Here is a 22,052-nt window from a genome sequence, read left to right on the forward strand (position 1 = left end):
AGATTTATGAATAGAAATTTAATTGGGGTATGCAAAATGTTACATAATTCCAACTATTTAATAAGGGGTTGATTTTAATCCTTTAATACTTTATCATAGTGAAGTATTAAAGTTGAATGAAATAAGAGAGATAGAGAGGGGAAACATTATGGAATGGGTAGTCGTTGTAGCAGCGGTGCTCGTTATGATAATACTTAGTTTATTACGTGTGAACGTTATTATAGCAATTATAGCAGCAGCATTAACAGCAGGGGTTTTATCGGGATTATCTTTTGTAGTTACAATTGAATTATTTGTAAGTGGGATGGGAGATCAAGCAAATACTGCATTAAGTTATGTTTTACTTGGAGCTTTTGCAGTAGCGATTAGTTATACAGGTATAACCAGTATTTTAGTAAGATTTTTAATTCGTGTATTAACTGGTAAGAAAACAATGCTATTACTTGCTATTGCTGGTGTTGCATCGTTATCACAAAATCTAGTTCCTGTTCATATTGCATTTATTCCAATCCTAATTCCGCCATTATTAAAATTATTTGATCAAATGCGTTTAGATCGTCGGGCAGTTGCCGTTTCCTTGACATTCGGATTGAAAGCCCCATATATTATGATACCAGCAGGATTCGGATATATTTTTCATCAAACGATTTTTGATGCGATGGAAACGAGTGGTTTAACAGTTACGATGGATGAGATTTGGAAGACGATGATTATTCCCGGTTTAGGGATGGTTGTTGGATTGTTAATTGCCATCTTTATTACTTATCGCAAGGAAAGAGATGCTGTTCTGGGTGCAGGTGGTATGGAATCATCCATTACGGAGGAAGAAGCAAAAGAGATTACATTTAATAAGAAGCATGGTTTTACGCTCCTAGCTATTATTGCCGCTTTTGTCGTACAGATAATCACGGGAAATCTAATTTTAGGTGCTTTAACTGGATTACTAGTTATGTTTGTATTCATTGTAGTTCCGTTTAAAAACCTTGATCAAGTGATGACAGATGGGATAAAAATGATGGGAACCATAGCATTTGTTATGTTATCTGCCGCAGGATTTGCCAAAGTTCTAAAAGATACTGGTGCTGTAACCGCACTAGTTGAAGTATCATCTGGAGTTTTAGGAGATAACAAAGTTATAATTGCGTTTGTTTTATTAGTTGTCGGTCTATTGGTAACCTTAGGAATTGGATCCTCATTCGGTACGGTACCAATTCTTGCTGCCTTATATGTTCCAATTTGTCTTTCGGCTGGATTTTCTCCAATGGCTACGATAGCATTGATTGGTACAGCAGGTGCATTAGGTGATGCAGGTTCCCCAGCTTCCGATAGTACACTAGGGCCAACAGCTGGATTAAATGCAGACGGAAAGCACAATCACATTTGGGACACTGTAGTACCGACATTTATCCACTTCAATATTCCATTATTCCTGTTTGGATGGATAGCAGCAATAGTACTGTAAGGGAAGAATTAAAAACTCTTTCTCCTATTTATTTGTTAAACGTTGTAGTTGATAGAAACTCTTAATAATTTGAATTCAGATTAATGTGCTTAACTCTCGCTGCAGAAATACACTACGCGCACCTTAGGGGAGCTGGTGAGCCTCCTTCGTGCTGACGCACAAAGCAGTCTCACCGATGCTCTTCTTCCCGCAGGACAAGGAGCGCCTCGGCAGGGTTACATCGCACGCAGAAAAAAGTGGTCTTCTTTTTTCAAGGAGTCTCCGTGTATTTCCTTCGCTAATTTGGTGCTTTATAACTTCCAAGCATGTTATAAAGATTTTATAGATATAGATATAGCTACCACTATTAAGCAGGTTGATTGGAGCGGAGGGCAGTCGACTCCTGCGGGAGGCTCATCAGCCGCCCGCGGAAAGCGACTGCCCGGAGCGGAAATCAACAAAGCACTAAATTAGATAATTATTCTTAATTAAAGAAAGTAGCAGTTTATACAAAATAGTAACCAAAAACGCACAATCTTTTAGAAAAGGGAACAATTAAAAGAATAATTACTACCAATCGGGGAAAGGTAAGAGAAAAGGTGGGGTGTTATGCAAAAACGTATTTACACATCAATCCTCCTGTCTCTTACCCTTTTTCTTGCACTTATGGATCCCGTTCATATATCTGCAAGTGGGTATGGATGGGGATTTAAAAAGAATGATGAGCATAAGGTGCCAGATATAGGGGAGTATCAGCAAATACTTGAAAAATATGGAGCTTATTATGCAGACCTTTCAGGTGACAAAGAAATTTATTTAACCTTTGACAATGGCTATGAAGAAGGATACACAGATGATATTTTAGATGTACTTAAACAAGAAAACGTACCAGCTACTTTCTTTGTAACTGGGCATTTTGTGACCAGTCAGCCTGAACTTGTAAAAAGAATGGTTGAGGAAGGACATATAATAGGAAATCATTCCTACCATCATCCTGACTTTACCGTTGTCAGCAAGGAATCCATGAAAGAAGAATTAGAGTCACTCGAAGATGTTGTAGCAGAACATACCGATCAAAAGGAAATTAAATTATTAAGACCTCCTCGTGGTATGTTTAATGAAAGGACCTTAGAATGGGCAAATGAACTAGGTCTCACACATGTATTTTGGTCCCTAACATTTACAGATTGGAATACAGGGAATCAAAAAGGGTGGCGTTATGCATATGATCAGATTATGAAACAAATGCATCCTGGAGCCATTATTCTGTTACATGCTGTTTCGTCTGATAATGCCCAAGCATTGGAGAGAATTATTCAAGATTTAAAGCGAAAAGGTTATGAATTTAAGAGCTTAGATCATTTATTGTTAAAAAACTCATTACCAAAAGGGGTTCTCGAACTCTAAAAGCGGGACAGTATTGTCTCGCTTTTTTATGTTATCTTTTGTTACTATATGACAAAAGGAGGTTTTCACTGTGTGGGAAGAAAAAATAGCGTTGCGTACCATGTATGACTTTGACTATACATTATACCGAATATCCTTTGATCCCCTCATCGCAGTAAACTTAAACGAACGTTCGGTAAGAGTTCCGTTGGTACTGGATGGCGAAAAGCACATTGTTCACTTAGAAGCAGTAGGAACAACAAATGAGCCACAGTTTATTGTTCGCAGTACAGATATCAACCGGAAAATGGACATTATATATTATATATATGATTTATTTCAGTGGCATGTTGATTTGACGAAGATACACAATCATTTTAAAGGGACGAACTTGGACGAGCTATTTAGACAATTTCCTGCCACTCCCATTGTAAAAGATTTCGATTTATACTTTAGTTTAATGAAAATCATCATTCATCAGCAGTTAAATATGAAGTTCGCTTTTGTGTTATCGACCAGGTTTGTTGAAAAGTATGGAGAGAAAGTCGATGGTGTGTGGTTCTATCCTACCCCTGAGAAAATAGCAAATATCTCAATAGATGAGCTACGAAAACTTCAATTTAGTGGGAGAAAAGCGGAATATGTAATAGATACATCCAAGAAAATTGCTGAAGGTAAGATAAACTTAGAAGGGTTTCGTAAAAAATCTGATAAAGAGATATTTTCAGAACTTATAAAGATTCGCGGAATTGGAAACTGGACGATTGAAAACTGGCTCATGTTTGGACTAGGAAGAAAAGATTATTTACCCCAGGCGGATATTGGAATTCAGAATGCTGTAAAAACATATTGGAATATGGATAGAAAACCTACTATGGATGAATTAACCGAGATAAGCAGAGAGTGGGAGCCGTACAGAAGCTATGCATCATTGACATTATGGAGGAGTATAGAATAATCCTTTGATAAACATAGATTTTGACATCACTAATTACTTTGTTCTACACTATTAAAATGTATTTTTTGATTTGTATTGCCTTGAATTGAAAGAAAAGGTTGAATGATGATCGGATTATTTGCCTGGTATGGATGTACCTTGGCATATTGCAGGGATAACAACGAACAGGGGAGTTATATCAACAAGATATGATAGGGAATCAACGAGACTTACAGATCAAAGTGAAGAAAATATTATTTTAGATTGGAGAATTATAATGAAGGCAATTTGGAAAGGTTATTTGCAAGCTTCACTAATTATGAAAATTACAATAGCACTCATTTTAGGAATTATTGTTGGGTTTATATTCGGTCCGGAGGCATCTATTCTAGCCCCTTTTGGGGACCTTTTAATTCGGTTGCTTAAATTCTTAATTGTTCCACTCATTTTATTCACACTCATTGTAGGAATTAATCAAACCAAAATAAGCAATTTAGGAAGAATGGGAGGCAAAGTTTTTCTCTATTATGTGATTACTTCTGCCTTGGCCATCATTGTCGGGTTAATTGTGGCTAGCATCTTTAGACCTGGATCAGGAATGAGTCTGGATGGTGTAAGTGAGTTTGAGCTTCCTGATAATCCAGGATTTATTAGTGTCTTATTAAATATTGTGCCTGAAAATATAATCACCGCTTTCAGTGAGCTTAATTTACTTGGTATTATTTTTACTGCCTTAGCCTTTGGAATTGCCATATCTTCATTGAGGTCTTCCAAAGCGTATGGAGAGCTAGGAGAGCATGTCTATAAATTAGTAAATGGACTGAATGAAGCAACCTTAGCAATTATGAGAGTGATTCTGCAGTATGTACCAATTGGAATCTTTGCCATTATTGCTGAAACAGTAGGGAATCAAGGAGCAGACACATTAAAGTCCTTGGGAAATATGGTTCTCGTGCTTTATATAGCTTTACTTGTACAGATTGTTGTTTATATTCTTATGCTAGTCATATTTAAGGTGCGTGTAGGTGAGTTTTTCACTCATGCTCGGACACCAATTATTACAGCTTTTGTTAGTCAAAGTAGTTCTGGTACGTTACCTCTCACACTAAATGCTGCAAAAAACTTAGGTGTATCTAAAAGTTTATACGGATTAAGCTTGCCATTAGGGGCGACCATTAATATGGACGGAGCAGCGATTCGGATTGCGATTTCAGCAGTATTTGCTGCCAATATTATAGGTGATCCCTTAAGTTTTCCTGAGATGCTTCAAGTGGTATTAGTGGGAACATTAGCATCCATCGGTACGGCTGGCGTCCCTGGTGCAGGCATCGTCATGATAGCAACAGTGTTCGCTCAACTTGGTCTGCCGATGGAAGCAGTTGCTTTATTAACAGCCATTGATGCCCTTGTAGGGATGGGTGCCACCGCACTTAATGTAACAGGTGACCTAGTTGGAACTTCGATTATTGAGAAAACGGAAAAGCGTACAGCACTGGAGCATGGAAAATAATTTAGTTAAGGTTTAGAAATAGAATCTAACCATTAGCCCGATTCAAACAAGGAATTGGGCCTTTTTTATGGCTCTTTTCAAAAAACTTGTTGCTTAGTAACATGACTTCACCTTACATTTTGTATAGACTGTTGATATCTTTAATTCAGAATAACGCTCTATACCCGCTACGGAAATACACTCCGCTTTCCGCGGGGAGCTGGTGAGCCTCCTCCGTGCTGAAAAGCGTGTGCGCCTGCGTCTCCCAGTAATGCTTCGAAGCGGGCTTTCTCGACGCAAGGGAACAAGGAAGATTATTCAAGTAGTTCCCTCACTACGTAGTCTCACCGATGCTCTTCTTCCCGCAGGACAAGGAATGCTTCGGCAGGGAAACATCGCACGCAGAAAAAAGTGGTCTTCTTTTTTCAAGGAGTCTCCGTGTATTTCCTTCGCTAAGTTCTTGCTCTACTTGATTTTAACATGGAAATTTCTCTTTTTATGGGAAGACTCCCCCAAACGTGACATTATGGACTATAGTTTTAAAAAATCAAAAGCTTGTAACTTAGCGGAGGCAGAATACGGAGACTCCTGCGGGAAAAGCACGTGTCCGAAGACCCCGCAGCGGTGGTTTTTCCGCGAGGAGGCTGAGGCCGTGCCCGCGGAAAGCGAAGTATTCTGCCGGAGCGAATCCTAGCACAAAACTTTCATAAGTGTAAGCGAGAGCAAACTGTTCTTAATTAAATAGATCAGGAGTTTCTATCAACTGTAAAACTCCAAAAAGAAACAAACTATACGCAAACAGCCTAACTGAAAATATAACTTCTGAATCAATTGGTGATTGCAAGATTAATATTTTGAAACGTTTCGAGAGTAGTTGCATAGTATATTAGTTATCATTAAATAAAAAAATTTTGACCAAAACACTTGAAAGTCAAAAAAGGTCAGAGTATAATAAAGTCAAAGGTCAAAGATAGTCAAAGTCAAAGCCTTTTAGTCAACGTTAAAAAATGAGTTTTATATATACTTAAGGAGGAATGGAAAATGCTATGTCAAAAATGTGGTGTTAATGAAGCTAATGTTAATGCAGCAATGCAAATTAACAATCAAAAGATGGAAATGCACCTTTGCAATAGCTGTTTTCAGGAAATTCAAAGTCAAATGCTAAATCAATCTGACTTTTTCTCAGGTGGTTTCCCGTTTGGCAATGCAGAAGCATTTTCTAACAATTTCTATCAAGATAATGGTCAAGGAAAAGGAAACACTAGAACAAAAACAAGACAAACCAATAAACGAAACGGTCTTATTGATCAACTAGGTAAGAACTTAACAGACAGCGCTCGAGCAGGTGAAATCGATCCGGTTATCGGTCGAGATAATGAAATTAAACGTGTCATTGAGACATTAAATAGAAGAAATAAAAATAACCCAGTACTAATTGGTGAGCCAGGTGTAGGTAAAACAGCAATCGCTGAAGGACTTGCTGTGAAAGTTGTAGAAGGTAATGTACCTACGAAACTACTTGATAAGGAAATATATATTTTAGATGTTGCTTCTTTAGTAGCAAATACTGGAATTCGTGGTCAATTTGAAGAACGCATGAAAAAATTAATTGAAGAACTTCGAAACAGAAAAGATGTAATCGTCTTTGTTGACGAGATTCATTTACTAGTAGGTGCTGGTACTGCTGAAGGATCACAAATGGATGCAGGGAATATCTTGAAACCAGCTCTTGCACGTGGGGAACTTCAATTAATTGGTGCAACAACACTAAAAGAGTATCGCAAAATTGAAAAAGATGCAGCGCTGGAACGTCGCTTGCAGCCAATCATTGTGAAAGAGCCATCTGTGGAAGATGCGGTTCATATACTAAATGGTATTAAAGACCGTTATGAAAAATTCCATGAAGTCCGCTACTCTGATGAAGCGGTCCAAGCATTTGTCAATCTATCTAATCGTTATATCCAAGATCGCTTCTTACCAGATAAAGCAATCGACTTAATGGATGAAGTCGGATCAAGATTAAACTTAAAAAATGCACAAAGTGATGCGAGCTCCATTAAAGCACGTCTAGATGAAGTAGTAAAAGAGAAACAAGAAGCAGCAGAACGCGAAGATTATGAGCGTGCAGCCAATTTAAGATACCAAGAAATTCAATTGCAAAAACAATTGGATAAAGCAGACGATCGTGAAAAAGTATTAGATGTAGACGTATCTGATATCCAATTAATTGTAGAAGAAAAAACAGGAATCCCTGTAACAAAAATGCAAACGGACGAACAACAAAAAATGAAAGATTTAGGAACAAACTTAGCTCAAAAAGTAATTGGCCAAGATGAAGCTGTTGAGAAGGTTGCTAAAGCCATTCGCCGGAGTCGTGCTGGCTTGAAGTCAAAATACCGTCCAATTGGTTCCTTCCTATTTGTTGGACCGACTGGGGTAGGTAAGACCGAATTAACAAAAGCTTTGGCTGAAGAGTTGTTTGGTTCTCGTGATTCCTTGACTCGTCTTGACATGAGTGAATATATGGAAAAACACTCGGTGTCCAAAATCATTGGTTCACCACCAGGATATGTGGGTCATGAAGAGGCTGGTCAATTAACCGAGCGTGTACGACACAACCCATACTCCATCATTTTGCTTGATGAAATTGAAAAAGCTCACCCAGATGTGCAAAACATGTTCTTGCAAATTATGGAAGATGGACATCTAACTGATTCACACGGTCGTACAGTAAGCTTCAAAGAAACAGTTATTATTATGACAAGTAATGCTGGTACTGGTACAAAACAAGTGAATGTTGGCTTTAACAAAGCTGCTCATGAATCTGTATCAACGCTTGAAATGTTAAGTGATTATTTCAAACCAGAGTTCTTGAACCGTTTTGATTCAATCGTAAACTTTAATGAATTGAAAAAAGATAACCTATTAGAAATTGTTGACTTGATGCTTGCAGAACTTGAAGAAACAATAGAAGAAAATGATATTAAAATTAATATCACTAAAGAAGCAAAAGAAGAATTAGTACGACTTGGCTATGATCCTAGATTTGGTGCTAGACCTTTACGCAGAGTCATCCAAGATAAAATTGAAGATCAACTGACAGACTTAATTCTTGAAGAAGAAACAGTAGAGAATGTGAAAGTGGACGTAGTTGATAGTGAGATTGTTGTGAATAAAGCGTAGATATTGATAGGATCCCCGCTGACTTATGTTAGCGGGGATTTTTACTACATAAGGAAGTTAAGCTATGGTGGGAAATGAACGAGAAGAAGTGTAAGTTCAACATTTGGGGAGGATATCAACGAACAATAGTCTGATATCGACATGAGAAAGTCATATATCACCATAAAAATCATACATGCTATCAAATCAACTAACATAATAACACTTAATCAGTGACAAACTAACACTGTATCTTTATCTAAAAAGGGTGGATGTATGAAAAAATTCCAAGTTGCAATTATTCTTATGTTATTTATTACACCGATTCATTCTTTTGCTGAACCGAAGCCGGATATGGATGTTCATTTTATTGATGTTGGGCAAGGGGATAGCATACTGATTGAAACACCTTCTGGAAAAACGATACTTATCGATGGGGGCCCACCAGAAGCGGGGGATAAAGTGGTAAATTATTTAAAAGACAAAGAAATAAGAGAAATTGATTTATTAATTGCTACCCATCCAGATTTTGATCATATAGGTGGCCTTGTAAAGGTCATGAAATCTATTGAAGTAAAACAAATTTTAGATACAGGAAAGGTTCATTTGACAAGGTCTTTTGCCAAGTATGTATCAGAGATTCGCAAACAGAAGATTCCCACCAAGATTGCCAAAAAGAATCAGCGTATCCGTATTGATCGAGAACTAAGGATAAAGGTATTAAATTCGCAAAACGATAATAATTCCAATAACGAATCATCTATTGTATTAAAAATAAGTTATGATGATATCGATTTCTTGCTCATGGGTGATGTCAAAATGGAGCAGGAGAGAAGTTTAATGGAAAAATATGATATTTCTGCAGATATTATCAAAGTTGCTCATCATGGTTCAGATACAAGTACATCTTTAGCATTTTTAGAATATGTGAAACCGCAAATAGCAATCTTAACGTATCGTGTTGGAAATGATTATGGCCACCCAGTAGAAAGAGTTATTGAAAACCTAGAACGAATAGACGCAAATATATATTCCACTGCTGCATATGGTGATGTAGTAATTAAAACAAATGGTTACGATTATTTCGTATTTCCAAAAAGAAGCCCGAGTGAGAATATTTTACGAAAGACATCGTAGATTGGAGGTTTCCTGAAAAAGGGGACTTCCTTTTATTTATGGACTTTAAGTTTTGAGAAAATTCATAAACATGATATCATAATAATATGAAATTGAAATTAAACTAAAGGTGGGATTGTTAATGAAAACGATTCGAGAAACAGATGCATGGAGGATGAATGGTTTTGCTGGAATTTTTATTATTGCATTACTTTTAGCCGGAACGGTGTTCAGTGTATTACAAGAGCAATTTGTACTTGGTGGTATACTTGTGGTGCTCGCAGTTACAGTAGCATCTGGAATAACGTTGGTACAGCCTAATCAATCAATAGTTGTTATCTTTCTAGGAAAATATATGGGGACGATTAGAAAAGAGGGGATTGCATTAACTATTCCATTTTCGATTAGAAGGACTATTTCGTTGCGTGTCAGGAACTTTAATAGCAAAAAGCTTAAGGTAAATGATATTAATGGAAATCCAATTGAAATTGCTGCGGTTATCGTGTATAAAGTAGTTGATTCGGCAAAAGCGGTCTTTGATGTGGATCAGTATGAAAAGTTCGTGGATTTACAAAGTGAAACAGCAATCAGAACAGTTGCTACAAGATATCCGTATGATACGTTTGATAATGATGATTTATCCTTACGGGGAAATGCAGAGGAAGTAGCATCCGAATTAAACAAGGAAGTGCAGGATCGTTTAACGGTAGCGGGAGTGGAGGTTATCGAAGCGAGACTGACACATTTAGCCTATTCTACTGAAATAGCACAAGCAATGCTGCAGCGGCAACAGGCAAGTGCTATTATCTCTGCTCGGAAACAAATTGTAGATGGAGCTGTTGGAATGGTGCAGGATGCGATTGAACGTATTGAAAAAGAAGGAATTGTCGATTTAGATGAAGAACGAAGAGTGGCGATGATTAATAATTTACTTGTTTCAATTGTCTCTGATCATGGCACACAGCCGGTAATAAATACAGGATCACTATATCAATAAAGAAGGGATTTCATGGCCAAAAAAAAGAATTTCCCACTACGTATTGACCCAAAACTATATGAAGTCCTTGAATCTTGGGCAAAAGATGAGTTTCGAAGTGTCAACAGCCACATAGAATACCTGCTGCGGGAGCAGGTGAAAAAAGCAGGGAGATTACCAAAGAAGAAGAATGCAGAAGATGAAGACAACTAATCTTTTAGTTCGGCTCTATTCTAAAAGATTGTTGCTTTTTAGAGATAATACTAGATAAGCGCTCAGAGATACTCTGGGCGTTTTCATTTTGTAATACCATGAATATTACCACAACCCCCCCACTATTAATATTAGACTAATTCTCTATCCGTTAAAATTTTCTGAGAAAATATTGACTTCTGAGTTCATTAGTTATATAGTTAGTTACATAAGTAATGAACCATTTATCGTTGAAAAAGAGACTGAAGGAGCAAAACATGAAAAATACTTTAGACGAAAATAAGCCAATATTCCTTCAAATTAAAGAACAACTTGAAGACTCCATCATCAATGGCAATTTAGAGGCAGGAGAGCGAGCGCCGTCAACGAATGAATTTGCAAACTTTTATAAGATAAATCCAGCAACTGCTGGAAAAGGGATTAATGAACTAGTCGCAGAAGGAGTTCTCTACAAAAGAAGGGGTGTTGGGATGTTTGTTACAGAAGATGCCAAGGAGATTTTGATTGAAAAGAGGAAAGAATCATTTTATGAGAAGTATATGCTGCCATTAAAAAAAGAGGCAAAAAAACTTCGAATGAACACCGAAGAACTGTTAGAAATGGTGAAAAGGGAGGATATGCATGAAGATTGAAGTGAAGAATCTATCGAAAAAGTATAAGGACAAAATGGCTTTAAATGATGTTTCTTTTACGTTAGATGAACCGAAGATTTATGGACTGCTTGGGAGAAACGGTGCGGGAAAAACGACGTTTATGAATATATTGTCTGGGCAAATTTTAGCAACCAGTGGGGAGATTCGGATTGACGGAGAAAATCCTTTCGATAATCAGAAATTAACAGAATCCATCTGCCTTATCAAAGAAGGGAATAATTTTAAGAAAGATTTAAAAGTGAAGAATGTATTAAAAATATATTCCTATTTTTATCCGTCATGGGATCAGGAATTAGCAGATAGCTTGATGAAGGAATATAACTTAGATTTGAATGCTAGAGTAAAAACTCTTTCTAAAGGGATGGAGTCAGCTTTAGGCATTATAGTGGGGCTTGCAAGCAAAGCGCCGATTACGGTTTTTGATGAACCTTATATTGGGTTGGATGCGCCATCCAGAAAGAAATTTTATGAAATCCTACTAGAAGAATATCAAATGGAAAAGCGGACGATTATCTTTTCTACTCATTTGATCGATGAAGTGAGCCTTTTATTTGAGGAAGTATTGATTTTGAGTGAAGGCTCGTTAGTAATGAAGGAAGAAGCAGATATTTTAAGGAAAAGCACGTGTGCTGTATCAGGAACGATTGATGATGTGGAACGATTTATTAAGGGCAAAGAAGTGATTGAGAAAAAACAATTAGCTGGAATGATGACAGCATATGTTTATGGAGATGTAGAGGAAGCGAAAAGTAGCGGACTTCAAGTAGAAGGCATACCGATACAGGAATTAATGATTCATTTAACTGAACGGAAAAAAGGAGCGTAATTCATGGGCAGACAAATAAAGGGGTTATTGTATTTCTTCCTAACAAACATCCGTTACTCGGTAATGATTTTTTGGAGCATTTTATTTGGGTTTTTGATTCTTTCCATATCGTTCTCTTATTTCTTGCTAGGCGTGGAAGACGGGGAGTTTTATTTTGGATTCGGATTTGCGATTTATTTCTACGTTGCCGTTCTTGGCTTTATGGTTGTAAAAGACAACATTCCATTTTCGATAAAGATGGGTGCAACTAGAAGAAATATATTTGTAGGAATTGGTCTGTATTGCCTCGTTATAGCAGTTGCGAAGGCCTTAATAGGTAATACTTTACAGTCACTGACTTTAGCTTTTACCGAAGCAACAGGAATTACTACCTTTCATTTTTTACATCTCTCTAGTTTTTTAGAGGATACGTGGTTGAATCGGGTAGTAATTGATATTTCTATCATGTTCTTCCTGTTTGCTGTGATGTTTCTGTTTGGCCTTTTGTTTTATAAAACAGGATTAGCAGGCGGTGGGGTCGTCGTAGGAATTTTGCTTATTGCACTCTTACTAGGTATAGCAAAAGGCTGGGTAGCTGACTTCTTCACTGAATTATTTACAGATGTTAATCTTGTTTTCTTCTTACAGCTGTTTGGTGTAAGCCTTGTACTCTATGGCGTTTCGTATTTTTTATTGAGGAGAATTACAATTATAAAGGCGAAATAAGTATAAGAAAAATCCAAACCATAAATGCTAAGTTTGGATTTTTCTTTTTTATCCTCCTTTTTGAGCACACACTATAATAAAAAGATATAAATTGCCAGTACAACAAAGGATAAAATAATGACTATCGCATAGATCCATAGTAAATTTCGAATATTAGAAGTCAATGATTTAGTTTCGTATTCATGCGAACGTTTTAATTCATCTTCTACTGTAGAAGCTTTTGCTTTTTGTTCCTCTTTTTTTAATGTATAAATAGAAATGATTAACGCACCTATAAGCGCAATCGTGATAATGATACTTATTACCCAAATCATAATTCTCCCCTCACTTTTTGTTTCTTTTCATTCACTTGGAGCTGAAATACATCATTCCGGGCATAATGACCAACTGGATCAAAGTCGAATTTTGCATTGGTAATTTGGTCTAAATCCAATTCTGTTAGTAAAATTTCTTCTTTTCCCCAGCATGGTTCAACGATATACTCACCTAATGGATGAACGATTGCACTTCCACCTTTAGACATTTCCTCCGGAGCGGTATCTAACTCCGAGTAACATGCTAAATTATCAGGGTACATAGACTTGGTTACATATTGGTTCACACCAATAACAAAACAGCGGCCTTCCATGGCTATATGTCTTAGTGTGGACTGCCAGGATTCACGTGCATCAGCAGTTGGGGCTAAATAGATATGAACCCCTTTTGCATACATATTCGCTCGAGCGAGTGGCATGTAATTTTCCCAGCAAATTAATGCACCGATCTTACCAAAAGGAGTATCAAAAACAGGCATGGTGCTGCCATCTCCTTCTCCCCAGATTAATCTTTCAGATGCTGTTGGTTTTAATTTTCGATGCTTGCCAAGCAATGTACCATCGGGGGCGAAAAATAGTACGGTGCAATAGAGCGTTGTGTCACTCCACTCATTATCCCGTTCTGTTATCCCCATGATTAGATAAACATCATTTTCTTTAGCAATCTTTCCAAGGAATTCAGTCTCTTTCGAAGGTACGATAACCGAATTTTCTACATATCTGGTAAAATCTTTGCGTCCAGACTCTGTTCTGCTGCCAATTATCGCTCCAAAATTCATTCCTCTAGGATAAGCAGGTAGGTAAGATTCAGGAAAGACAACGATATCTGCTCCCATATTTGCAGCTTCTTTCGTTAATGTGGCTGCTTTTTCAAGACTTTCCTCTATATCAAAAAGTATTGGAGCGGCTTGGATGGCTGCAATTCTAGGATTCTTGTAATTTTTCATGCCTTTTCCCCCTCGTCAAAATCATGTAAAAAAACTACTACATCTATTATGTTAATAAATGGAGTAGTAAGTCAATTCGTAATTTAATTTGCAATCTCTCTTTTACGGAAAATGACAATCGAAAAAATAAGCAATAGAATAGATAGACCAACTGTTGTTAAAGCAGTCCCAGTAAGATTCGAAGGAATATTTCCTTCGATCAGCATTTGCATAATATAACTAGATAGGTTATTCGGACTCCATTCCAGTAAGTGTTGAAAAACTTTGGTAAGTGCACTCATAACCATGATTGTTAAGATGGTAAGGAATGCAACAAGGCCAGGAGTTTTGGAAATAGTATTAAAGAAAATAGAAAGTGAGACAATAAACGTCAACCATAGTCCGTAGAAAAAGACAGTGCTTAAGAAGTCTGCAATAGAAATTTCTCCATAGAGAATATTAATGTAATACCAGCTTCCTAACATTCCGATAATGAGGGCTCCCCAGGATAATAACATTAACGCAGTCCATTTGGCTGTAATGTAATTCGTATAAGAAATTGGTTTTACTAAAATGAGTTCGGATACACCGTTTTTTATTTCCCCGCTAATGGTTCCCATGGAAATGAGAACAATAATTAGTACTCCCAAAGAACTTAATTGTCCCAGACTCATCATAACAACTTCAGGAGGTGTAAAGTCTGGCATTTCAAATACTGCTCCATCCGGTAATCCACCTACAGCTCCCAAGATATCGGCCATATAATAATTGGAAATCGGATCCATGACGGCAAGTAGAATAAATACTAATGGAACCCACACCCATTTTTTATTACGCCAGTTTTCCACCATCTCTTTTTTGAAAAGTGTCATCCATTGCATGATTGATTCACCACTTTCATAAACATATCTTCCAGTGACGCACGGTTCACTTGAAAACTCATTAATGGCCAATTTTCCTTAGCAGCGAGAGTCAGTATGTCATTCCTTACTTTTTCTATGTCATTTGCTGATACAAAAAGTATATTTCGTTCCACTTTCACCAAATTGACACTTGGTATGTCCTGAACTTTTTCAAGGTAGCTGTCCCTATCAAATTGAAATTCCAATTCTATCATAGAAGTTTGGTATTTTTCCCGTAGTCCTTTCATGGAACCAGACTCCACGATTTCACCTTGATTTAACAGTAATAGTTCATCACTCACTTCATCAGCATCACTTAATATATGGGTAGAAAAGAGGATGGTCATGTCCTGTTTTAATTCTTCCATTAATGTTAAAACTTCTCTGCGTCCAATTGGGTCAAGCGAGGAAACTGGCTCATCCAGCATCAAGAGTTTAGGTTTGTGGATAATTGCTTGAGCAATACCTAGACGCTGTTTCATGCCCCCGGAATATTTGCTTATCGGCTTGTTTTTTGCATCAGCAATTCCTACTTTGTGAAGGATATTTTCTGCACGTTGTTTTGCCTCTTTCTTAGAAAAGTTGCTAATCTGTGCACTGTAAATCAGGAATTCCAGACCGGTCATCCAAGGGTGGAAAACTGGATATTGGGGCAGATAGCCGATAAAAGCTCTGAAATCTTGATTTTCTTTTCCGTTGAAAATAATACTGCCAGAAGTGGGTTTGAGCAAACCAGCTAATGTACGTAGGATGGTTGTTTTTCCGGCGCCGTTTGGCCCAATAAGTGCAATACAATTGCCTTCCTGAAATTCAAAATTCACATGGTTTACAACCGTCTTATCTTCATACTTTTTGGTTAAATCTTTCGCTTTTAATAAAGTCATTACGATCGCTTCCTTCCAAAGAGAAAGTAGGCAACGGGCCCAATGATATTCACAAAAATAATCACAAAGAACCACAACCATTTTGGTCCGTTTGTATCTTCTGCTTTCGCCCAGTCGATAATGGCGAAAATGAGTAGGATGCCCTGTATAAAAATAAGTGGGGCAATAACAGCCCAATTAATTGATTCAAGTATTTCCATTTGTGTACCTCCTGTTTGTTAAAGACTAATGGCTAACTTCCTAGAAAGAAGGGGAGTGCAAAGGCAATACCGATGATTGCAGTGAAAATAATCCATGCTAGTGGCCTTGCCAAATTTATCGTCCAGCCCACACCAAATCGTTTTTCCAAAAATAAGGCTGGATCTTCTCTATTGAAATAAAAGATGCCAAGCTTCCAATACTTATCATCATCGCGATTAATGACTGAGCCATTTCCAATTTGATAATCTTTAATTCGACTACCACCCTGCCCAGTTGTGATGGAGAGGATTACCGCTCCTATAACGATTATCCCAGTAATGATCATCGATGTAATGGAAAGTACATAGGGTTCGATTGGATAAATTAAGGAAAGATGATTTATGGAAAATAGGATGGTTAAAGCATAACTAGATGCAATCGTATAAGCTGACCATCTTTTTCTAAACATAATATTTTTTTTAATAGAAGATTCCGGATTATTTGGGTCAATCTGTTGTTTAGCCTTGGAAATAGTTACATTAATAAAGAAGAAGAGAAAGGTTAAATAGATCATCATTATTGGATGAAGCAAGACCGAACGATAGGATTTTTCTGCCCAATTTGTTATCTCTCCGTTAAAATTAAATTTTATAGGTATGCGGTTAGGAATTTGCTGATAGGCTTGAAATGCGATAAAAATCATGATGATTGCTATGACGATAGGAATTACAAACCAGAAATTAGAATAGGTCAGCTTTTGTTCTCGGAAGTTCGTATTTATAAACACTTGCTGGGATTTTTCTTTGGCCCAATTTTCTTTCTTCTTCATTGCCTTCATTTCCGAATGGAATTTAAGGTAAATAAGAAAACTAGCGATTAAAAAAACGATCAGTAAAATGGAAAAGAGTATGCTTAATGATTGCTCAGTGGTCCCTAATAATCCACTGAGTATAAAGAAGATGATGGAAGTAAGAATACTTACTATTCCTGTTCCTGTCGCAAATCTTCTCCGCATATTTTTTAATTTAGGTGTGTGATAGATTTCCTCTGGAATAGACACCCCAAAGCTCTCTGTTTTTCTTGTCCAATAAGGAATGAAAATGGAAATCAAAAAAACGGGAAGGAAGATTATCAGAAATAAGATAAACATTAATTGATCCATATTCACTCACCTCTTTCATTAAAATTAGAGTAAATTTGTTTGCAAGTCTGGATGAATTCTTCTTCTGTAAATCCACGGCAAACAGCCTCAGCAATGTAAGGTCTTAGATTTTTTGCTAAAAGTTCTCGATAGGAATTATCAGCTTTTGGTACACCTTCTGGATTAACCACCACTCCTTTTTGACGATGGATTAAAATATACCCATCTTGCTTTAATTGTTTGTATGCTTTGTTGACGGTGTGAAGATTAACACCGATATCAGAGGCTAATGACCTTACTGATGGCAATGAGTCACCAGGCAATAGTTTCTTTTTGGCAATACCTTCAATAATTTGATGCTGTAATTGGATGTATATCGGTTCAGCAGATTCTAAATCCAATTGAATAAATATGATAAAACACCTGCCTTATATATAAGTAACATCTGTTATAGTTATAGTATAACAGATGTTACACAGGAGGACAATATATTATTTGCAGTTTGGGCAGATTAATTGTATAGTATAAATCCTGGAGAATAATGGCCGGATTTATCCACAGGGTTTGAGCATTGAATAGGTTATAACGGCTATAGTTATCCACGTTATCCACATTAATTTTTGGAATTGCTAACAATATCCCGTGGACAAATAATAACTGTTAGTAAAGGATTGAAGTTATTTATTAACAGTATTGGTTAATTTGTGGATAAATGCTGTGTATAAGTGTTGTTTGTGAAGGTTACTGCAAAAAAAAACCGAAGCATTTTAGCTTCGGCCTTTTTGAGAGTATTGATTGTACACCTTATCCGCACGTTTAAACTCTTTCTGATAAAGTACTTCCTGTGTACTGTTTAGAATTTTGTCACGGTGATTTTTGTGATTTGGATATTTAGACATTGAACATCCCTCGCTTTTATTGAATAGCTTTCCCTAGAAAATGGTTAATATACTAGGATTGATATAGTTTGAATTGTCGGTATTTTTAAATAAATTGGACAGTTAAGGGGTTTTTTTAGTGGGGGGACGAGTTTTTGTGTTGCTGCAACTGTGGGAAGAAAGGATATCAACACAAATAGGCAAAAAAAGAACCTCCACCAGGAAGTTCATCCATTAAGAAACTTCTTCTCCGGTAGAGGTGATTTCGGTGTTTGCAAATTGTTTGTATGCAGCATAATGTTCTTTCGTAATAACAAATAAATCGTAAATATCTTCGGTTTCATTTATTTTATTGAAAACTTCAGGATAAGTTGTGTTGGCTAGTGCGACGTAAGGAAGCTTAAGTGCAGCTTTTAAGGAGCGGGTGTTTGCCTTTCTTACTTTCATAAAGATGCCTTCGATATTTTCAGAGAAAAATAATTCATCAAAGAATTCCTCTTTTGCAGGTTTGTTATATCCTTTTCCGAAGTAAGGTTGACCGATCCATGTCGCTAGAAATCCGTGATTATCTTCTATATCAAATAAGTTAATAGTACCGATTGGATGATAGTATTCATCTAAGATAGTGCGTGAGATTAGTTCTCTGTTTTCTTCAGCTTCGATTGTTTTCTTAGTAATGAAGTAGAATTCGTCAGCAGAATTAGCTTTATGTCTAACATATGGGAAGACTTCCGGATGTGACATTAATTCATATAATACTGGCACTTCGTGTAATTCACGGTTTTTTAACATAAAAAAATACCCTCCTAATTCCAGGTGGGTATGATCCAAAACAGCATAATGCTGCTGAGGGAAATAGTGAGGTACCCACCGCCTGAATTTTTATTTAGAATTTCAACAAAAATTCGGGGTGGGAATCGAACCCACTAGAACCAGTATTGACTGGTGGCGCACCATTTGCCTTCCCTATTTAACTGAGAAATTTTCTTGTATAAGATTCATCTCTTTCATCGTTTGATAAAAATATTTTACAATGATTTTTAGCAAAAGGAAATGGTTTTTTTGTAAATTTTCTCTAGAAAATTTTTCAAATTCGTGAACGCTTTGTAATATCTTCTAATGCCGCTCTTAACTCAGGATAATTAAACTGATACCCGTGGTTCATTGCTTTTTTTGGTAGGACAAATTGGCCCTCTGTGATTAATTGTCCCATTTCTCCCACGACTATTTTAATCATGGATGAAGGGACTGGGAGCCAATAAGGACGATTTAAAACCATTGCTAACATGTTCATAAAATCTTTGTTTTGTCTTGGGTTTGGGGCAGTATGATTCACTGGACCGGAAATCTCTGTATTAAACAAACAGAAGTCAATCATATCCATAGCATCCTGAATGTGAATCCAGGACATATACTGATTCCCATCGCCAATCTTTCCACCAGCAAATATTTTTACTGGCAAACTCATTAATGGAAGAGATCCGCCGTGACCTAGTACAATACCAAATCTTGCGAGAACAGTTCGAATCCCCAAATCTTCAGCTTGTTTTGCGGTTTCTTCCCATTGGACAACAACCTTGGCTAAGAAATCTTTCCCTGAATCTACTGTTTCTTCCGTGAAGATAAATTCATTTGATGAACCATAATACCCTATAGCTGATCCACTTATAAAAACTTTAGGTTTGCTTTCTAATTTCTTCATAATGTCTATGACAGCCTGTGTAGCTTGGAGCCGGCTTTTGAGGATGTCATCTTTTTTCTTCTTTGTCCAATATCCGAACAGAGATTCACCTGCCAAGTTAATAACGCCATATATGGTAGGAAGTTTTGATACTGGATATTGATAATCTATATAAGTAGTTTTTTCTGTATTTACGTATTTCTCAGGAGTACGTGTGAGGATGTACATATGATGTCCTTTTTGATTCAGTGATTCACAGAGTTTTTTTCCAACAAAACCGGTACCGCCAGTAATTAAAAAATTCACTTTTTTACCTCCTGATAGTAACTATAATAGTTAGGCTCTTTTCTAATAGATCGTTGCTTTTTAACATGACTTTACCTTACATTTTGTATAGACTTTTGTTATCTTTAATTCAGAATACTGCTTAATACCCGCTACGGAAAGCGACTGCCCGGAGCGGAAATCAACAATGCACCTTATTTCATATTTATTCTTAATTAAATATATCAACAATTTCTATCAAACGAAAACTTCAAAAACGAACAAACTATACAAAAAGAGCCAATGGTTATATCTATTTTACACAATTTGATACCGCTTTCGATAGTGTCAAGTAAAATTTTTCGTGGTACGATATGGGACAGAGGTGTGTGCGATGAAGAAAATTGCTAGAATTACCATACAAAAGAAACGAAAAGACCGATATAATATTTTCTTAACAGACGGTGAAAAAGAGGAGTATGCTTTTAGCGTAGATGAAGCAATACTAGTTGAATTCCAACTACGAAAAGGGTTGGAACTCGAAGACTCGATGATTCAAACATTAGTCGAAAAGGATACAATCCAAAAATCCTATGGCATGGCAATTAATTACTTGAGTTACCGAATGCGTACGAAAAAGGAAATGCGAGATTATTTAGTGAAAAAAGAAGTGGAACCAGAACATATACCAATAATTGTGGACCGGTTAATGAACGAAAAGTTACTTGATGACAAACAATTTGCCCAGATGTTTGTTCGGACGAGAATGAGTACTTCAAATAAGGGTCCGATGTTGATAAAAAAGGAGTTAATGGAAAAAGGAGTTCAAGCAGATATTGCCAGTGAAGCTATTGGGCTATACCCTTATGATGTTCAATATGAAAAAGTAGCGAAAATGCTGGAGAAAAAACTGCAAACGAGTAAAAAAGAATCCTTTCAAAAGCAACTGCAAAAAATACAAGGTAACCTAATACAAAAGGGATTTGGTCAAGCTGTTATTACCGATGCAATCTCCGAGGTTAAAGAAGAAAAAGATGAAGATGAAGAATGGGAAGCCGTAATTTATCAAGGAGATAAACTGTTGCGGAAACATTCAAAGAAACAGGAAGGCTTTGCGTTACAAAACAAGATTAAAGAAGGTTTGTATCGTAAAGGTTTTACGATGGAACTGATCAGCCGTTATATAGATGAATACGTGCGGAATGAATAAGCAGAGCATATCCATGTACAACCACAGATATGCTTGTATTGCTATTTATCCACGAAGATTTCCTTTCTTCCGTCATCCTCTTGGAAAATTTGTTCTGCGACAAGTTCTGGTCCTTTTAACTTCGTTGGATCAGCAACATGAGTTGATTGATTCCAAAACGGTGTATTCATTCCACCCATGTACACGGCTGTAATAGTAACAGGTTGATTTTCTAATTCTTTTTGCAAGCTTTCCGTAAAACCACGTACGGCAAATTTACTAGCACAGTAAATGGATTCATTTACCTTTCCACGTAGTCCAGCGGTTGAGATTATGTTTAAAATCCGACCATTATTTTCCTGGATAATAGGAAGAGCTGATTGTACAGCTAAGATGGTACCTTTCACGTTTGTGTCAAGCAGGACTTCCATTTCTTCGGTTCGATAGTTTTCAATAGGACCGAAAATTCCAATTCCAGCATTATTGATGAAAACATCTAATTGGTCTATTTGTTGAAATGCGATGCTGACAGAAGCAGGTTCACTAACATCACAAAGAATAATTTCCGATTGGCCACCGTTTTTCCGAATGTTATTTTTTACTAACTGTAGTTTATTATCGTTTCTGCCTAATAGATAGACTTTGTAACCGTGTTTTGCGTATTGATAGGATAATGCTTCACCGAGCCCGCTGCCAGCCCCAGTTATTGCGATTGTTGGCATGGAATTCCCACCTTTTTTTAATTTTTGTTCATATCTATTGTGCTAAACTCTATGTAATATGTAAAAT

General features: G+C 36.8%; 23 protein-coding genes. 12 read left to right on the plus strand and 11 right to left on the minus strand.

Annotation, left to right across the window (positions count from 1 at the left end):
• The first annotated feature begins 148 nt into the window (after nucleotides 1-148).
• The 11 genes from D8M06_RS14070 to D8M06_RS14130 all read left to right on the plus strand — a co-directional run bounded on the left by D8M06_RS14070 (nucleotide 149) and on the right by D8M06_RS14130 (nucleotide 12,904).
• Entirely contained in the window at nucleotides 149-1,462 is a 1,314-nt protein-coding gene (locus D8M06_RS14070) for a Na+/H+ antiporter family protein (RefSeq protein ID WP_121205041.1), read from the plus strand.
• 588 nt (nucleotides 1,463-2,050) lie between these two features.
• The gene (gene pdaA, locus D8M06_RS14080) at nucleotides 2,051-2,848 is read left to right on the plus strand and encodes a delta-lactam-biosynthetic de-N-acetylase (RefSeq protein WP_121205043.1); all 798 of its coding nucleotides are present in this window, start codon (nucleotides 2,051-2,053) and stop codon (nucleotides 2,846-2,848) included.
• A gap of 70 nt (nucleotides 2,849-2,918) precedes the next feature.
• Nucleotides 2,919-3,785: a DNA-3-methyladenine glycosylase family protein gene (locus D8M06_RS14085; RefSeq protein WP_241558955.1), complete on the plus strand. Its 867-nt coding sequence runs from the start codon at nucleotides 2,919-2,921 to the stop codon at nucleotides 3,783-3,785.
• Between the two features lie 256 nt (nucleotides 3,786-4,041).
• On the plus strand, nucleotides 4,042-5,274 hold the full coding sequence (locus D8M06_RS14090) for a dicarboxylate/amino acid:cation symporter (protein ID WP_121205084.1): 1,233 nt from the start codon (nucleotides 4,042-4,044) through the stop codon (nucleotides 5,272-5,274).
• Between the two features lie 1,020 nt (nucleotides 5,275-6,294).
• Nucleotides 6,295-8,436, plus strand: coding sequence for an ATP-dependent Clp protease ATP-binding subunit (locus D8M06_RS14100; protein WP_121205045.1), 2,142 nt, complete (start codon nucleotides 6,295-6,297; stop codon nucleotides 8,434-8,436).
• A 255-nt stretch (nucleotides 8,437-8,691) separates the two neighbouring features.
• Nucleotides 8,692-9,552, plus strand: a complete 861-nt coding sequence (locus tag D8M06_RS14105) for a ComEC/Rec2 family competence protein (protein WP_121205046.1) — start codon at nucleotides 8,692-8,694, stop codon at nucleotides 9,550-9,552.
• A 130-nt stretch (nucleotides 9,553-9,682) separates the two neighbouring features.
• The gene (locus D8M06_RS14110) at nucleotides 9,683-10,528 is read left to right on the plus strand and encodes an SPFH domain-containing protein (RefSeq protein WP_170150277.1); all 846 of its coding nucleotides are present in this window, start codon (nucleotides 9,683-9,685) and stop codon (nucleotides 10,526-10,528) included.
• Nucleotides 10,529-10,540: 12 nt separating this feature from the next.
• The gene (locus D8M06_RS14115) at nucleotides 10,541-10,720 is read left to right on the plus strand and encodes a type II toxin-antitoxin system antitoxin (RefSeq protein WP_121205048.1); all 180 of its coding nucleotides are present in this window, start codon (nucleotides 10,541-10,543) and stop codon (nucleotides 10,718-10,720) included.
• A gap of 257 nt (nucleotides 10,721-10,977) precedes the next feature.
• Nucleotides 10,978-11,352: a GntR family transcriptional regulator gene (locus tag D8M06_RS14120; RefSeq protein WP_121205049.1), complete on the plus strand. Its 375-nt coding sequence runs from the start codon at nucleotides 10,978-10,980 to the stop codon at nucleotides 11,350-11,352.
• On the plus strand, nucleotides 11,342-12,199 hold the full coding sequence (locus tag D8M06_RS14125; protein WP_121205050.1) for an ABC transporter ATP-binding protein: 858 nt from the start codon (nucleotides 11,342-11,344) through the stop codon (nucleotides 12,197-12,199). The genes D8M06_RS14120 and D8M06_RS14125 overlap by 11 nt, the downstream gene beginning before the upstream one ends.
• Before the next feature lie 3 nt (nucleotides 12,200-12,202).
• Nucleotides 12,203-12,904, plus strand: a complete 702-nt coding sequence (locus D8M06_RS14130; protein WP_121205051.1) for a hypothetical protein — start codon at nucleotides 12,203-12,205, stop codon at nucleotides 12,902-12,904.
• A 71-nt stretch (nucleotides 12,905-12,975) separates the two neighbouring features.
• Here D8M06_RS14130 and D8M06_RS14135 read toward each other — a convergent pair whose 3' ends face one another.
• The 10 genes from D8M06_RS14135 to D8M06_RS14180 form a co-directional block, all read right to left on the minus strand.
• Complete coding sequence (locus tag D8M06_RS14135) at nucleotides 12,976-13,218, minus strand: hypothetical protein (RefSeq protein ID WP_241558956.1); 243 nt, start codon at nucleotides 13,216-13,218, stop codon at nucleotides 12,976-12,978.
• Entirely contained in the window at nucleotides 13,215-14,165 is a 951-nt protein-coding gene (locus D8M06_RS14140) for a carbon-nitrogen hydrolase family protein (RefSeq protein ID WP_121205053.1), read from the minus strand. The genes D8M06_RS14135 and D8M06_RS14140 overlap by 4 nt, the downstream gene beginning before the upstream one ends.
• A gap of 83 nt (nucleotides 14,166-14,248) precedes the next feature.
• Nucleotides 14,249-15,025 (minus strand): ABC transporter permease, encoded by a 777-nt coding sequence (locus D8M06_RS14145; RefSeq protein ID WP_121205054.1) that lies wholly within the window; start codon nucleotides 15,023-15,025, stop codon nucleotides 14,249-14,251.
• Entirely contained in the window at nucleotides 15,013-15,930 is a 918-nt protein-coding gene (locus tag D8M06_RS14150; RefSeq protein ID WP_121205055.1) for an ABC transporter ATP-binding protein, read from the minus strand. Before D8M06_RS14150 ends, D8M06_RS14145 begins: the two co-directional genes overlap by 13 nt.
• Nucleotides 15,930-16,130, minus strand: a complete 201-nt coding sequence (locus tag D8M06_RS14155; RefSeq protein ID WP_121205056.1) for a PLD nuclease N-terminal domain-containing protein — start codon at nucleotides 16,128-16,130, stop codon at nucleotides 15,930-15,932. The genes D8M06_RS14150 and D8M06_RS14155 overlap by 1 nt, the downstream gene beginning before the upstream one ends.
• 32 nt (nucleotides 16,131-16,162) lie before the next feature.
• Entirely contained in the window at nucleotides 16,163-17,272 is a 1,110-nt protein-coding gene (locus tag D8M06_RS14160; RefSeq protein WP_121205057.1) for a DUF1648 domain-containing protein, read from the minus strand.
• Between the two features lie 2 nt (nucleotides 17,273-17,274).
• Nucleotides 17,275-17,664, minus strand: coding sequence for a GntR family transcriptional regulator (locus D8M06_RS14165; protein ID WP_121205058.1), 390 nt, complete (start codon nucleotides 17,662-17,664; stop codon nucleotides 17,275-17,277).
• 354 nt (nucleotides 17,665-18,018) lie between these two features.
• On the minus strand, nucleotides 18,019-18,150 hold the full coding sequence (locus D8M06_RS20455; protein WP_121205059.1) for a YfhE family protein: 132 nt from the start codon (nucleotides 18,148-18,150) through the stop codon (nucleotides 18,019-18,021).
• A 213-nt stretch (nucleotides 18,151-18,363) separates the two neighbouring features.
• Complete coding sequence (locus D8M06_RS14175) at nucleotides 18,364-18,921, minus strand: GNAT family N-acetyltransferase (protein ID WP_121205060.1); 558 nt, start codon at nucleotides 18,919-18,921, stop codon at nucleotides 18,364-18,366.
• Between the two features lie 295 nt (nucleotides 18,922-19,216).
• Complete coding sequence (locus D8M06_RS14180) at nucleotides 19,217-20,116, minus strand: TIGR01777 family oxidoreductase (RefSeq protein ID WP_121205061.1); 900 nt, start codon at nucleotides 20,114-20,116, stop codon at nucleotides 19,217-19,219.
• Between the two features lie 352 nt (nucleotides 20,117-20,468).
• Here D8M06_RS14180 and recX point away from each other — a divergent pair, with 352 nt between their 5' ends.
• A complete protein-coding gene (gene recX, locus D8M06_RS14185; RefSeq protein WP_121205062.1) occupies nucleotides 20,469-21,284 on the plus strand; it encodes a recombination regulator RecX in 816 nt (271 codons plus the stop codon).
• 41 nt (nucleotides 21,285-21,325) lie between these two features.
• On the opposite strand, the gene D8M06_RS14190 is transcribed toward recX, so the two are convergent.
• Nucleotides 21,326-21,985, minus strand: coding sequence for an SDR family NAD(P)-dependent oxidoreductase (locus D8M06_RS14190; RefSeq protein ID WP_121205063.1), 660 nt, complete (start codon nucleotides 21,983-21,985; stop codon nucleotides 21,326-21,328).
• Between the last annotated feature and the right edge of the window lie 67 nt (nucleotides 21,986-22,052).

The organism is Oceanobacillus halophilus (assembly GCF_003628505.1).
GTDB classification, from domain to species: domain Bacteria; phylum Bacillota; class Bacilli; order Bacillales; family Amphibacillaceae; genus Oceanobacillus; species Oceanobacillus halophilus.